Here is a 14,027-nt window from a genome sequence, read left to right as displayed (position 1 = left end):
AGTAAAATTACGGAATTTTCCTGAGTTGGAAACCATTGTATTTTTTGCTTAATGCATACAGAAGTACAATAAAAAGCAGAAGAACAAAGCCTAAAAAGAATCTCAGATTAGCACTGTCCGGGAAAAATACAAACTTGATATAAATATTGATAAAGAACAATAAAGACAAGATCCGGATCCACCAATCTTTTGAAAAATAAAAAGTTAATCCTACTAAAATAAGTGAAGACAGCGTTATTTTTTTAAAGTTGATTAATTTAAATAGTAGAAAATCAAAATACTTCTGAAAAGTAAAATCTGCTTTTTCAGCCGAAATTATTGGTCTTCTGTAAAAGAAACTGTCATAAAAAAGGTCTTTCCAGCCTGGATAATTGTAGTATTTAATAATCGCAACATAAATTACAGCAATTGAAAATCCTTGAAGAATTAAACTATAATTGATCTGTTTATTTTCTTTAAAATATTTAAAAAGAAAAACTACAAAAAGATAGCTCATTGCAAACAGCACATAATCTGGTCTGATTAAAACGCAGCAAAGAAGGAAAATAAATTGTAGTAATTCTGATTTTTTTTGCAGAAGACTAATGATAAAAAGCATTAGAAAGACAAAAACGAACATATCCGGTGTTGGATTTTGTGCCATATCTCTTACCGGAGGAAACCAGAAAACAAACAAGGAAAGTAGTGGCGCAATAAAATAGTTTTTGGGAAACAATAGTTTTACAATGTAAAACATTAGTAAACCACAAATAAAATAGGAGAAAATATTGACCATAAGAACCGAATGAGGCCCTGTAAATCCTAGTTTATACAATACATAAACTGCAGCATTAAAACCTATTTTAATCTTATAATAGGGCAATTGCTCGCCAAAGGCTTTATAATCTGCGTAGAAAACTTCATTGGCATGATTATAATGAAGAATGTCGTTGAATTCTGTTTTTGAAGCTTCTTTTTCAATATCAGAATACACCTTTTCGTGTGCTTTTTTTGCATCATCAGGAAATTCCCAGGAATAAACACTGCCTAAATATCCAGGCATATCCCAATCGTAAACCCTATTCTGATAGCAGGAAAAAGTAAGAAAACTTAAACCTATAATAAAAAAAAGAAAGGATAAACCCCATTTTAATTTCATAACGCAAGATTTATCCTTTCTGGAAATAAATATTTACAGATCTTCAGCTTCAGCTAAAAGTTCTACAATATCTTTTACTTCAACTTCGTTATTTTTATTAAAATGTTTCACACCATCAGTCAACATGGTATTACAGAAAGGGCAACCTGTTGCAATGATCTTCGGCTCGAAAGAAAGCGCTTCTTCTGTTCTTTCTACATTAATATCTTTTTTACCTTTTTCAGGTTCTTTAAACATCTGTGCTCCACCTGCACCGCAGCAAAGACCATTGGTTTTGCAACGTTTCATTTCAACCAATTCGGCATCCAACTTTTCTAAAAGCATTCTTGGAGCTTCATACTCATCATTGGCTCTTCCTAAATAACAAGGATCGTGGAAAGTGATTTTTTTACCTTTAAAACTTCCGCCTTCAATCTTCAGTCTTCCTTCATTCATCAATTCCTTTAAAAATTGAGTATGATGAATTACTTCATAGTTTCCACCTAAATTAGGATATTCATTTTTAAGCGTATTGAAACAGTGCGGACAAGCCGTAACGATCTTCTTCACTTCATAAGCATTCAGAACTTCAATGTTCGTCATTGCCATCATCTGGAAAACAAACTCGTTCCCTGCACGTTTTGCGGGATCACCAGTACAGCTTTCTTCCTGTCCTAAAACAGCGAATTCAACACCTATTTTATTTAAAATTTTGCAGAACGCTTTAGTTATTTTTTTGGCTCTGTCATCGAAACTTCCAGCACAACCCACCCAGAAAAGAACTTCCGGAGATTTGCCTTCCATTGCGTAATCCGCCATTGTTTTTATATTGAAATCCATTTTTTTTAATTTGAGAATTTGAGAATTTGAAAATGCCTTAGATTAGTCAATTTTCAAATTTTCAAATTGATTAATTATCTAATTAGTCTTTTGCCCAATTCAGACGGTCAGCCTGATTGTATTGCCAAGGTGCGGCATTGTTTTCTACATTGGTCATCATCAGATTCAGTTCCTGGGGTGCTGCAGATTGCTCCATCACCAAGAATCTTCTCATTTCGAAAATAATAGAAAGCGGATCTAAAAGTATCGGACAAGCCTGAGTACACGCATTACAAGTGGTACAAGCCCAAAGTTCTTCTTTCGTTATGTAATCATTCAACAATTTTTTACCATCGTCTTCAAACTTTCCGTTTTTATCAATATTTCTACCAACTTCCTCCAAACGGTCTCTTGTTTTCATTAAAATAGCCCTCGGTGAAAGCTTTTTACCTGTAATATTTGCCGGACAAACAGAAGTACATCTTCCACATTCCGTACAAGAATAGGCATTTAATAACTGAACCTGATTCAAATCAAAAACATCTTCTGCGCCAAATTTTGACGGAGCTTCTTCAGCACCTTCAACCGGAGCGGCGTAAGGATCTGCATTCGGATCCATCATCAATTTTATTTCTTTGGTAACTGATTCAAGGTTATTGAATTTCCCATACAAATCAAGATTGGCATACCAAGTACTTGGAAATGCAAGAATGATGTGTAAATGTTTAGAATAATAAAGGTAATTCATAAAGAACAGAATTCCCACGAAGTGAAACCACCAAGCTCCTCTTTCAATAACTTCTAAAAATATACTATCAAAACTGAAAATTTCTAAAAACGGAACCAAGGTCATCTCACTAATTGGAAAACTTCCATGAGCCGCCAAAACTCCTCTTTGCTGTAAGATGAAGTCTGAAGAATTCATTGTGAAGAAAGCAACCATTAAAGCAAATTCAATGATCAAAATCCAGTTGGCGTCATTTTTTGGCCATCCGAAAAGTTCTTTCATTGTTAATCTTTTCACTCCATAAAAATTTCTACGGATAAAGAAAAGAACAACCCCTACAATTACTAAAAGTGCTAAAACTTCTAATGTTGCGGTGAAAAAATTATAGAAAGTATGTCCGAAAATTGTAGATAGAAAACGGTGAGTACCGAATATTCCGTCAACAATGATTTCAATTAATTCAATATTAATAATTACGAAACCAACATATACAAAAAGGTGCAAAACACCTGCAACAGGTCTTGCAGTCATTCTGCTTTGTCCCATTGCGACTCTTGCCATGGTTTCCCAACGTTCAGATTTTCTGTCGCTGCGATTAATTTCTCGTCCTAATCTGATATTTCTATAGATCTTCAGAAGACTTTTTCCAAAAAGTCCGAAGCCAGCAATCAACAAAATCAGAAAAAATACATTATCAAGATACTGCATATCGTAGATTTTTAGTCTTTACTGTTCTTACCGAAAACCGAGAAATTAATATATCTCTTAGGATTCGCTTTCATATCCTCAATTAAAGAATTCAGATTGGTAGATGCAGAGTTCAGGTTGTTGTACAACTGATCATCTTTCATCAACTTGCCTAAACTACCTTCGCCTTTGTCAATTCCGGAAATTACACCATTCAACTTTCCAACTGTTGCATCAAGATTAGCAATCGTTTGATTCAGTTGTTTTGTATCGATACTTTCTGCAAGATTTCCGTATTTATCTAAAGTAACTTTACCGCTCTTCATCGTTAAGCTGGCTTCATCTAAAACTTTCTGAAGTTTAGGATCATTATTACCAACCAATTTGTTAACGCTTCCAGCAGTAGTTTCTAACGCACCTACTGTTTTGTTTAGGTTATGAAGCAATACTTTGATTTCTTCTCTGTTTTGAGCATTCATTACCTGATTAGCATTTGCCATCAAAGAATCTACTCTATGTAAAACAGTTTGCAGCTGGTCTTTTACAGGACCAACCTGTGAAGAAAGACTGTTCATCATTCCTAATTTGAAAGCACCTTTTAAAGTATCTCCATCTTTTGCAGTTGGGCCACCATAAAAAAGATTTACTCTCATTTCTTTACCGCCCATTAAGCTTGGCTCAAAAATTTCTAAGTTGGAATTTTTTGAAAACTCAAAATTATTATCCACGGTAACCTTTACGATGAAATGTATTTTTCCGTCACTAGTTGTCTGAGGAATTATTTTATCAACCTGCCCTACCTTCAGACCATTAATGGAAACTGGAGAAGACTGCGTAAGTCCTTCCACATTATCATATTTTGCGTAAAATATATTGTCGGTAGTAAAAAGGCTTCTCCCTTTCATAAACTGAAATAAAATCACGAAGCCAACAATAGCTAAAATCGCGATTAAACCAGCCTTTAATTCTTTACTGAATTTCACTTGGTAAATTTTTTCTAATGTAGCAAATATAGCACATTTTAAATTAATGTTTCTCTTTAATGCAGTGGGTTAAATACAAAAAAAGCGCCAAATTACTTTGGCGCTTTTATATTTTTCAGATTAAAATCCTACTGTTGATTTCCCATTTTACTCCAAATCTCAATTCTGTAATCATCGATATCTGCATTATCTTGCAAACTCTTTAACCAAGACTGACCAAACATTCCCGCATTTCTTTGAGTAACTGACTCTGTAAATTGTTTTACATCGCCTGGTTGCTTATTAATTGTTTCATTCTTTTTAACGATAACATAAACACCTGTACCTCCTTCAATTGGGTTTGAAACTTTTCCTTTTGTGATACCAAAAGCAGCACCTGCAACTTTAGGTTCCATAGAACCCGCTACTGAAGGGTTAAGCATATTAACCTGCGCAGATTGTTTTGTTGCAGCAAATTTTGTAGCCACCTGATCTAAACTACCTGCAGTACCGATTTTTTCAGAAATCTGCTTAGCAGCTAATTTATTTTGAACGATTGTTTCTATCTGATCTCTTACAGATTCTGGATCTGCAAGACCTTTTTCTTGTTTTCCGTTTAAGTAAACAACTACTTTATCTCCTGTACCTTCTACAGTAAAGAATTCTGTATCACCTTTTTCTCTCTTTTTATCGAAAGCCCAAGCGATAATTTCACCGTCTTTATCTGTTCCTAAACCTTGAAGCTGACCGTCAAATCTTTTTGCAGATTTAGCGTTAGAATATTGGTAGTTTGATTTTTTAGCAATGTTCACAAAATCATTGAATGATTTCCCTTGAATCTGCTGGATAAATCTTCTCGCTTTTTTATCAACCTCAGCTTCAGTAGCATCAGAAGGCTTGATTGTTTTTACGATATGAGCAACTTTGTACCCCATCGTTCCAGCTTTTTTATCTTCTACGTTAATAATATGATAACCAAATTCAGTCTCAGCTAAACCTGTAGAACCTTTAGGATTGTTTGCCAAAAATGCTAAGTAACCTGGAGCGAACTGGCTTTGAGGAGTCGTCCAACCCACACTTCCTTTTCTTTCAACAGCACCTGGCTCGTCAGAAAGCTTAAGACCTTCTGCAAATTTTGCAGGATTAGCTTTAATTCCAGCCATTAAACTGTCAGCAATTTTTTTAGCTTCTTCTTTAGATCTTGTCGCTGTAGATCTTTCAGCACCTTTATAAGCGATCAAAATATGATTTGACAATGTAGAATCTGAAGGTTTTTTGTCAATTAATTTAGACAACACATAAAGATTCTGCTCTTTATAAGGTCCGAAAACCTGTCCAATTGCAGCAGTTTCGATTTTCCCTTGTAGCCCTTGAGGCATTTGGTTAGCCTGAACATAAGCATTATTGTAAGGCATATCTGAATTTGCCATTACAAACATAGAGTCATTAGTTGTGTTTTGGAAGTTTTCTTTTCCACCACTTGCATCAGTACCTCCAGAGAATATTTTAGTAATATCTTTTTGTACTGCAGCTTCATCCGCTGGACTTGGCTGAGAAGGGAAAAATGCAATTCCTAAATTTCTGCTTGGCTCAGTTTTAAACTGTACCGGATGCGCTTTGATATAATTAGCTAAATCCTCAGTCGTAACTTTGATTTTATTTTTTTGAAGATAAGAAGCGTAATCTACTTTTACAAAATCGATATCAGCAAGCTGATCTCTTTCTTTCATCAATTCTTCAGCTTCTTTTTTACCTGTAGTAATACCCGCAGAAACATTAGCAAAAACCTGTCTTGCCATAATTCTGTACTCAATAGTCTTCTTAGTCTTCAACCATTGATTGTATCCTTCAGGGTTTGTATTTTGTAGAGTTTCAATTTCTTTTTTTAACTCTTGAAGCTTGAAATTACCTTTTTCATCAAAAAGCTGTTGGTTTTGTGCAAACATTTGATCAAACTGAAGCTGATTCCAGAATAGATCATCTGTCATTTCGAAGCCCATTTTTTCAAATTGTTGCTTTACCAATTTCGACTGTACAAGTAGTTGCCAAGCCTGTTCTTCAAGTCCGTTTTTTGGTTGACCTTGCTGTTCTGCTTGCTGTTGTAATACGAAAAGTTGGTCATTATACTCTTCACGAGTAATTTTCTCACCATTTACTTTTCCTAAAACATCAGGGTTTTTTCCAAAAACCTTATCAAGGCTTTCCGGGTTTACCAAAAACGCTAAAAGCGCCAATGCGATCATTCCCATCAAAAGCCAAGGTCTACTCCTAATCTGTCCTAAAATTGCCATTTTATAAATATAGTTTTTATATCAGTGTGCGAAAATACACATTTTTAAGAAATTACAGAAATATAAGTGGTGTTTTTAATTTTTAAAATTCAAATACTGTTAAAATGGAAATTTTGACCGTATTTTTTGATGATTAACAAATGGCATTAATATTGTCAATTTAATATACAGTTCACACATATTGCTTTCCTTAAGCAAATTGTGAAATATCATTGTAACGACTTAAACTGAAAATGACAATTTGTCATTCGATTTATTATGACAGAATTTGAAGATATAAATTTTGATGATATTCTTGGCGATGGTTTTAATATTGTAGCCGAAGAAATCAACCTTTCTGACCTGGATATGGATAATGAAAAAAGCTCTGAGCAAAATATTTTCCCAATACTTCCGGTAAGAAACATGGTCATGTTCCCGAATGTAGTAATTCCTATTACTGCAGGAAGAAAGACATCAATACAACTGCTTGAAGAAGCTCAACAAAATGGTGATTACATCGGAATTGTAAGTCAGAAAAGCTCTGACGTTGAACAACCTACCGAAAAAGATCTTTATCACACAGGCACTTTAGCGAAAATCATTAAGATCATTAAACTTCCTGAAGGAAACATCACCGCTATCACAAAAGGATTCCACCGATTTAAAGTTAAAAAAATCGTAGAATCTCAACCTTATTTTAAAGCTGAAATATCTAAATTAAAAGATACGAAGGCTAAAAACAAAGAGGAATATGAAGCATTATTAGAAAATATCAAAGATTTAGCTCTAAAAATTATTGAGCTTGATCCCAATATTCCGAATGCTGCCAATTTTGCCATAAAAAACATCAGCAATAATGAAGATTTGCTGAATTTTGTGAGCACAAATGCCAATTTTCCTTATTTGGAGAAACAAAAGCTTCTGGAAGAAAAAAACCTGATGGAAAGAGCCAAAAAGTGCTACGAAATGATGCACGAGGATTTCCGCAAATTGGAATTGAGAAATCAAATTCATCAAAAAACTTCTAAAGATTTAGACAAACAGCAGAGAGAATATTTCCTGAATCAACAAATCAGAACTATTCAGGATGAATTGGGAGGCGGTCCGGAAAGCGATATTGAAGATTTACTAAAAAAAGGACAAGATAAAAACTGGAAACCAGAAGTTGAAGAACATTTTCAAAAGGAAATAGGCCGACTACAGAGACAAAACCCAAATTCTCCGGATTATAATGTTCAGAGAAACTATCTGGATTTCTTTACAGATCTACCTTGGGAAACCTTCACAAAAGATACTTTTGATATTGAAAAGGCAGAAAAAGTTTTAGATAAAGCTCATTTTGGTTTAGAAGATATTAAGAAAAGGATTTTAGAACACATGGCTGTTTTAAAATTGAAAAATAACATGAAATCTCCAATTTTATTATTGGTAGGCCCTCCCGGAGTTGGTAAAACTTCTCTTGGAAAATCTGTTGCCGATGCTTTGGGAAGAAAATACGTACGTGTTTCTTTAGGTGGACTTCATGACGAAAGCGAAATCCGCGGACACCGAAAAACCTATATTGGCGCAATGGCCGGAAGAATTCTTCAGTCTATTAAAAAATCAGGCACTTCTAATCCTGTAATTGTTTTAGATGAAATCGACAAAGTAGGAAAAGGAATGCACGGTGATCCGAGTTCGGCATTGCTTGAAGTTCTTGATCCTGAACAAAACAGTTCTTTCTACGATAACTTCTTAGAAATGGGTTATGATTTGTCTAAAGTAATGTTTCTGGCAACAGCAAACTCGCTTTCAACGATTCAAACTCCGCTTTTAGACAGAATGGAGATCATTCAGATCGCAGGTTATACTTTAGAGGAGAAAATTGAAATTGCCAAAAGACATTTAATTAAAAAACAACAGGAAGAAAACGGTTTGACAGCAAAATCTTTCAAACTTGGAAATCCTGAGCTTAAACATATCATCGAAGCACATACTTCAGAAAGTGGCGTAAGAACTTTAGAAAAAAGGATTGCTGCCATCGCACGTTGGGTTGCTTTGCAAACGGCTTTAGTAAGAGAATATGATGCTAAAATTACCGTTGACAAAGTTGATGAGATTTTAGGCGTTCCAAGACCGAAAAGTTTATCTGAATTAACTGATGTTCCTGGAGTAGTAACCGGATTAGCTTGGACAAGCGTAGGTGGAGACATTTTATTTATCGAAAGTATTACCAGCAACGGAAAAGGAAATCTTACCATGACCGGAAATCTGGGAACGGTAATGAAAGAATCGGCAACCATTGCATTGGAATACATTAAGGCCAAACATGAAGATCTGGGAATCAGCGAAGACGATCTGGAAAAGAAAAACATCCACGTTCACGTTCCTGAAGGAGCCACACCAAAAGACGGACCTTCTGCTGGAATTGCAATGCTGACCTCTATGGTTTCTTCGTTCAAAAACAAAAAAGTAAAACCTCATCTTGCAATGACCGGTGAAATTACTTTACGTGGAAAAGTACTTCCTGTAGGCGGAATTAAAGAAAAACTATTAGCTGCAACAAGAGCAGGAATAAAAGAAGTAATTCTTTGTGAAGCCAATAGAAAAGACGTAGAAGAAATAAAACAGGATTACCTGAAAAACCTGAAAGTAAACTACGTAAGCTGGATGAAAGAAGTACTGGAACTGGCCATCGAAAAATAAATATTCAATAATAAACATAAAACCTCACCTGAAAACGGTGGGGTTTTATTATTTTTATACGGCAGATTTTTAATTATGAATTTTATCAAACTTCCATTTCTCCTGAAACTTGCATTAGCAGTGGTTTCTATTATCGGAATCGGTTACCTTATCAAATTAGGACAGAGTATTTTGGCTCCGTTTTTTTTGGCATTTTTAATGGCCATGCTTTTTTTACCGATGGCTAATTTTATGGAGCGAAAATTAAGATTTCCAAGATCCGTTTCTACCATCGTCTCGGTCATGATCATGCTCATTATTCTTACGGGAATGTTTTACTTCTTCGGATCACAACTATCAAGTTTCAGCAAAGACCTTCCACATCTAAGCAAACAGTTTAATTTGGTTTTTCATAATCTGCAAACCTGGGTATCACAGACCTTTAATGTAAAAATTCATGAGCAACTCGACTATTTGGATCAAGGCTTAAACAAACTTTTATCTTCTTCGGGAATAATTTTAGGATTTACTTTTGGCGTATTCTCTACAAGTTTAGGATTTTTGGCATTCTTCATTTTGTTTTTTGTTTTCATATTAAATTACAGAAGAATTTTAAATAATTTCATCGTCAATGTGTTCAACGAAAAACATAAAGCGAGCGTGCAGGAAGTGGTTTCAGAAGTAAGAATCATGACCAAAAGATACATTATAGGGCTTTGTCTTCAGGTAATTATTGTTTCTGTACTTGCCACGATAGTTCTTACCATTTTAGGAGTAAAATATGCAATTTTACTGGGTGTATTGACGGGATTATTAAATGTGATTCCTTATATCGGAATTGCTATTTCGTTATTGATTTCTTGTTTTATTGCATTTGCAACAGGCACAGTTTCTACCTGCGTATATGTAGCAATTGGCTATGTTATCGTTCATGCTATCGACGGAAATATTGTACTGCCTTTTGTGGTAGGTTCAAAAGTAAAAATCAACGCACTATTTTCTTTCATTGGAATTCTTTTAGGCGAACACCTTTGGGGAATTTCAGGAATGTTTCTTTGCATTCCTGCGATTGCGATCATTAAAATTATTTTTGAAAGAGTAGACGGTTTAAAACCTTGGGGAAAATTACTGGGTGAGGAAGAAAAACCTCATAAAAAGAAAAAATCCTACAAAATTTCTAAGAATATTACTTTAAAAGAAATGGATTAGGATATGAGTAATTGGTAATAATTACTGAACCATTTTCTATAAAACTAAATTTTCATTGATTTTTTCACAACGAAATAGAATTTTATTTAATTTTAATAAAAAATCACCTCATGAAAATTATTAAACTTATTATCAGTCTTCTTTTCGGATTAATGTTTATCAATGCAGGATTAAACAAGTTTTTCAATTACATGCCCATGGAAAAACCCACTCCCGAGCAAATGGAACTTTTTGCCGCATTTGATAAAATCTTTTGGTTGATACCATTAGTGGGAACTGTAGAAATTATCGGCGGCTTATTATTTATCTTTCCCAAAACAAGAGCTTTGGGCGCCATTGTCATTTTACCCGTAATGGTAGGAATTGTGATTCATGTTTTCACGATGGATAAATCAACAATGGGAATGTCAATAGCCGGCGTTTTATTCTTAATTAATCTTTGGATGATTATTGATAATAAAGAAAAATATAGAGCTTTGCTGAAATAAAAAAGTCAATGGTCAATTGTGAATATTGCTTCGCAAGTGAATTTTAAAATTGACAAGCAAAGCGAATTGACAATTGACCATTCACATTAATTATACAAATGCGCTAAAACCTGTAATCGACCTACCAACAATCAGCGAATTGATTTCTTTTGTTCCTTCATAAGAATAAATCGCTTCGGCGTCAGCAACAAATCTTGCCACATCATATTCGAGCAGAATTCCGTTTCCGCCCATCACTTCCCGTGCTCTGGAAACAACATCTCTTGTACGCATTGTACAGAAAACTTTGGCTAAAGAAGCGTGTTCATCTTTTAGAATTCCTTCGTCCTGCATTTCAGAAAGTCTGAAAACCAGGGTTTGCATCGCCGTCAAATTCGATAACATTTCTACCAAATGCCCTTGAATCATTTGAAATGAAGCAATCGGTTTTCCAAACTGTTCCCGTGTTCTTGTGTAAGCTAAAGCACTTTCATAGGCTCCTCTTGCACAACCTGTCGCCATCCAGGCAACTCCGGCTCTTGTCATTCTGAGAACTTTTGCTGTGTCTTTAAATGAATTGGCATTTTGAAGTCTGTTTTCTTCTGTGATTAAACAATCTTTCAAAGTGATCAACCCATTCTGAACAATTCGAAGCGCCATTTTTCCTTTAATTTTTTCAACTGAAAATCCGGGATTATCTTTTTCAACAATAAAACCTTTTACTTCGCCATCATCAAGATCTCTTGCCCAAATAATAATGACGTCCGCAAAAGTGGCATTTCCGATCCATTTTTTTTCACCGTTTAAAATCCAACCTTCCGGAGTTTTTTTGCAGGTAGCCGTCAAACCTCCTGCTGCTCCAGAACCCACTTCAGGCTCGGTCAAACCAAATGCGCCAATTTTCTCAAACTTCTGCATTTGAGGAAGCCATTTTTGTTTTTGCTCTTCCGAACCGCAGATATAAATAGAACCCATTGCCAAACCTGATTGTACACCAAAAAAAGTAGCGATTGAAGCATCAATTCGTGCCATTTCCATTGCAATAACTCCTTCCATCAAAAAAGGCATTCCTTTGCAACCATAACCTTCATAAGTGACCCCGCAAATATCAAGTTTTTGGAATTTCGAAATCAGTTCATGTGGAAACTCGTCTCTCAACCAATAATGATTCACCAAAGGTTTTACTTCTTTTTCCATAAACGCTCTTACTTTCAGCTGTACTTCTCTTTGCTCCGGTGTCAACGTGTGATAAATATCGTAGAAATCACCATCAATAGGCGGAAGTTCCTTTTTCTTTTTGTTGGGATCAAGCATTTTCGACAATCCTTTCAGTTGTTTATCATCTAATTTTGAAAAACTCTGCATCAGTTTTGGCAAATCTACCTTTTGAGAAATGGCACTTAGCTGATCAAAATCTATTGATCTGAATAATTCTATAGCGTTTCTGATTTTGGAAAAAGTTTTAGACATATTATTTGAGATTTAATTTGTAAAACATCAGCAAAAATCAATCCGAAACACCATCTAAGCAGCTTTAGTTCTTTTACAAAAATCTGAAATTCAATATTTTAAATTCAAATAATTATTTACAAAATATTTACCTGCAATATTCAAACATTACAAACGATTCTGCTGGAACTTTGGATTAAGCAAAACATTAAAAATAAATATCATGAAAACAACGCACATCAGATTAACCATCGCAACAGCACTTTTATTAGGAATTTATTCCTGTAAAAAAGGCGAAGCAACCGTAAGCGATTATGAAATGTCAACAGCTGCAGATTCCGCTACAGTAGAAATTTCCGATAGCGTTTCATCGGTAGCAACAATGTCTGTGAAAGACAAGCAATTCATCAAAACGGCGAATGTAAATATGGAAGTGAAGGAAGTTTACGGTACAACCATTTCTATCGAAAAATCGGTGCAGGAACTTGGCGGATTTATCACTCACAGTAATCTACAAAGCAGAGTAATTTCAGAAGACACCTATAATACTTCCGACGAAAATGCAATGCTTATAAAAAAATATCAGACCGAAAACACGATGCAGGTAAGAGTACCCACCTCAAAACTGGGTGAGCTTTTAACTTTAATCAATGATAAAAAACTCTTCCTGAATTCTAGAATTATCAATGCTGAAGATGTGACTTCAAGCATTAAATACGCTGAAATGGAAGGCAAAAGAATCAAAAAAACCAGCGAGAATATTTCGGAACTCAAAACTACAAAAGATAAAGTAAAAATGAGTGATGAAAATATGTCTGAAGAAAACCAACAGCAACTCGCAAATCTTGATGTTACCGACAATCTGAAATACAGTACCATTGATATTTACATTAAAGAACCCAAAGTTAGAATTGCAGAAATTGCTATTACCAATTCAGAAAACATTGATAATAAATATAAATTCGATTTCTTTTACAGTGCAAAAAATGCTTTTGTTGAAGGATATTATTTAATTCAGAGAATTGTGATTGGGCTCATTGTAATTTGGCCGATTCTATTAATTGGAGGTGTATTATTTTACTTTTATCGAAAAAATAAATCTAATAAGAAACCAATTCAAGTAGATAAAGAATAAATGTGGCATCCTAACCTTTTTTGGTTATTTATATAAATAGTATTGAACCTCTGCATTTTGTGGAGGTTTTTTTATTTTTACTAGCAATAATTTTTAATTTTGTTTTATTCAAAATAAATCTATCTTAAGAGACATTTTCTCTTACTTATTCAATAAAACTCAGGAAAAAGCGTTAAACATTCAAAATAAAAACAATGACCAAATTTTTAGCTGTAACCCTTTTTATTCTAAGTATTACTGCCTTTTCTCAAAACCGAATCAAAATTTTAGATGCAGAAAGTCAAAAGCCAATTTCTTATGCAAAACTGACTTTTAAAGACAAACATTACTACAAAAATACAGAAGAAAACGGAGAAATAACTTTAGAGAAAAGTGAAGAGATATTTGAAATTCAATCTTTTGGATATGAGGATTTTAAAGTACGAACTTGTTTAAACTTATTTAGAAAAAGAGTTTCCAGAAAATTAGCAATTTAGAGTTGCAAAAAAAAAGAACTAAAATCTGGAACTCATAAGCAA

The 14,027-nt window shown here is 34.3% G+C and carries 11 protein-coding genes; 5 read left to right on the top strand and 6 right to left on the bottom strand.

The features are described from left to right. Positions 1–7 precede the first annotated feature (7 nt). From B5X64_RS11890 to B5X64_RS11870, 5 genes are all read right to left on the bottom strand, one after another. Positions 8–1,138, bottom strand: a complete 1,131-nt coding sequence (locus tag B5X64_RS11890) for a hypothetical protein (RefSeq protein WP_079465464.1) — start codon at positions 1,136–1,138, stop codon at positions 8–10. A gap of 33 nt (positions 1,139–1,171) precedes the next feature. Further along, a complete protein-coding gene (locus B5X64_RS11885; RefSeq protein ID WP_074230390.1) occupies positions 1,172–1,957 on the bottom strand; it encodes a (Fe-S)-binding protein in 786 nt (261 codons plus the stop codon). Positions 1,958–2,039: 82 nt separating this feature from the next. Next, on the bottom strand, positions 2,040–3,371 hold the full coding sequence (locus B5X64_RS11880) for a 4Fe-4S dicluster domain-containing protein (protein ID WP_079465462.1): 1,332 nt from the start codon (positions 3,369–3,371) through the stop codon (positions 2,040–2,042). A gap of 11 nt (positions 3,372–3,382) precedes the next feature. After that, positions 3,383–4,333 (bottom strand): MlaD family protein, encoded by a 951-nt coding sequence (locus B5X64_RS11875; protein WP_079465460.1) that lies wholly within the window; start codon positions 4,331–4,333, stop codon positions 3,383–3,385. A 128-nt stretch (positions 4,334–4,461) separates the two neighbouring features. Then, complete coding sequence (locus B5X64_RS11870) at positions 4,462–6,603, bottom strand: peptidylprolyl isomerase (RefSeq protein ID WP_079465459.1); 2,142 nt, start codon at positions 6,601–6,603, stop codon at positions 4,462–4,464. A gap of 258 nt (positions 6,604–6,861) precedes the next feature. Here B5X64_RS11870 and lon point away from each other — a divergent pair, with 258 nt between their 5' ends. The 3 genes from lon (at position 6,862) to B5X64_RS11855 (ending at position 10,946) form a co-directional block, all read left to right on the top strand. Next, the gene (gene lon, locus B5X64_RS11865; protein ID WP_079465458.1) at positions 6,862–9,270 is read left to right on the top strand and encodes an endopeptidase La; all 2,409 of its coding nucleotides are present in this window, start codon (positions 6,862–6,864) and stop codon (positions 9,268–9,270) included. Positions 9,271–9,345: 75 nt separating this feature from the next. After that, on the top strand, positions 9,346–10,458 hold the full coding sequence (locus tag B5X64_RS11860) for an AI-2E family transporter (protein WP_079465457.1): 1,113 nt from the start codon (positions 9,346–9,348) through the stop codon (positions 10,456–10,458). A gap of 110 nt (positions 10,459–10,568) precedes the next feature. Then, complete coding sequence (locus B5X64_RS11855) at positions 10,569–10,946, top strand: DoxX family protein (RefSeq protein ID WP_079465455.1); 378 nt, start codon at positions 10,569–10,571, stop codon at positions 10,944–10,946. A gap of 90 nt (positions 10,947–11,036) precedes the next feature. Here B5X64_RS11855 and B5X64_RS11850 read toward each other — a convergent pair whose 3' ends face one another. Next, positions 11,037–12,395 (bottom strand): acyl-CoA dehydrogenase family protein, encoded by a 1,359-nt coding sequence (locus tag B5X64_RS11850; RefSeq protein WP_079465454.1) that lies wholly within the window; start codon positions 12,393–12,395, stop codon positions 11,037–11,039. Positions 12,396–12,597: 202 nt separating this feature from the next. Here B5X64_RS11850 and B5X64_RS11845 point away from each other — a divergent pair, with 202 nt between their 5' ends. After that, positions 12,598–13,509: a DUF4349 domain-containing protein gene (locus B5X64_RS11845; RefSeq protein WP_079465453.1), complete on the top strand. Its 912-nt coding sequence runs from the start codon at positions 12,598–12,600 to the stop codon at positions 13,507–13,509. Positions 13,510–13,703: 194 nt separating this feature from the next. Further along, complete coding sequence (locus B5X64_RS11840; RefSeq protein ID WP_079465452.1) at positions 13,704–13,985, top strand: hypothetical protein; 282 nt, start codon at positions 13,704–13,706, stop codon at positions 13,983–13,985. Positions 13,986–14,027 lie beyond the last annotated feature (42 nt).

This window comes from Chryseobacterium balustinum (assembly GCF_900168205.1).
GTDB classification, from domain to species: domain Bacteria; phylum Bacteroidota; class Bacteroidia; order Flavobacteriales; family Weeksellaceae; genus Chryseobacterium; species Chryseobacterium balustinum.
Note: the sequence above shows the minus strand (reverse complement) of the source record. Positions and strands in the feature narration are given on the sequence as shown.

Coding starts and splice junctions, on each gene's coding strand:
- B5X64_RS11890 (WP_079465464.1), bottom strand. CDS start 1,138: ATGAAATTAAAATGGGGTTTATCCTTTCTTTTTTTTATTATAGGTTTA.
- B5X64_RS11885 (WP_074230390.1), bottom strand. CDS start 1,957: ATGGATTTCAATATAAAAACAATGGCGGATTACGCAATGGAAGGCAAA.
- B5X64_RS11880 (WP_079465462.1), bottom strand. CDS start 3,371: ATGCAGTATCTTGATAATGTATTTTTTCTGATTTTGTTGATTGCTGGC.
- B5X64_RS11870 (WP_079465459.1), bottom strand. CDS start 6,603: ATGGCAATTTTAGGACAGATTAGGAGTAGACCTTGGCTTTTGATGGGA.
- lon (WP_079465458.1), top strand. CDS start 6,862: ATGACAGAATTTGAAGATATAAATTTTGATGATATTCTTGGCGATGGT.
- B5X64_RS11860 (WP_079465457.1), top strand. CDS start 9,346: ATGAATTTTATCAAACTTCCATTTCTCCTGAAACTTGCATTAGCAGTG.
- B5X64_RS11855 (WP_079465455.1), top strand. CDS start 10,569: ATGAAAATTATTAAACTTATTATCAGTCTTCTTTTCGGATTAATGTTT.
- B5X64_RS11850 (WP_079465454.1), bottom strand. CDS start 12,395: ATGTCTAAAACTTTTTCCAAAATCAGAAACGCTATAGAATTATTCAGA.
- B5X64_RS11845 (WP_079465453.1), top strand. CDS start 12,598: ATGAAAACAACGCACATCAGATTAACCATCGCAACAGCACTTTTATTA.
- B5X64_RS11840 (WP_079465452.1), top strand. CDS start 13,704: ATGACCAAATTTTTAGCTGTAACCCTTTTTATTCTAAGTATTACTGCC.